At 50.4% G+C, this 260-nt stretch carries 1 tRNA gene; it reads right to left on the reverse strand.

Annotation, left to right across the window (positions count from 1 at the left end):
- Nucleotides 1-180: 180 nt before the first annotated feature.
- Nucleotides 181-256, reverse strand: a tRNA-Glu gene (locus OGV82_RS02735).
- Between the last annotated feature and the right edge of the window lie 4 nt (nucleotides 257-260).

Below are 260 nucleotides of genomic sequence, written 5' to 3' on the forward strand. Positions count from 1 at the left end.
TGAGAGACTCATACACACTTTACGTGTGTCGTTTCAATTTTCAGCTTGATCCAGATTTTTAAAGAGCAAATATCTCAAACGTCACCCGAAGATGAGTTTTGAGATATTAAGGCAGGTGACTTTCACTCACGAACCAGCAAGTGGCGTCCCCTGGGAGGTCTGACCTCATCAGTTGAACGCTGGCGTCCCCTAGGGGATTCGAACCCCTGTTACCGCCGTGAAAGGGCGGTGTCCTGGGCCTCTAGACGAAGGGGACACTG

Origin of the sequence: Citrobacter sp. CK191 (assembly GCF_030333435.1) — a bacterium.
GTDB classification, from domain to species: Bacteria; Pseudomonadota; Gammaproteobacteria; order Enterobacterales; family Enterobacteriaceae; genus Citrobacter_B; species Citrobacter_B koseri.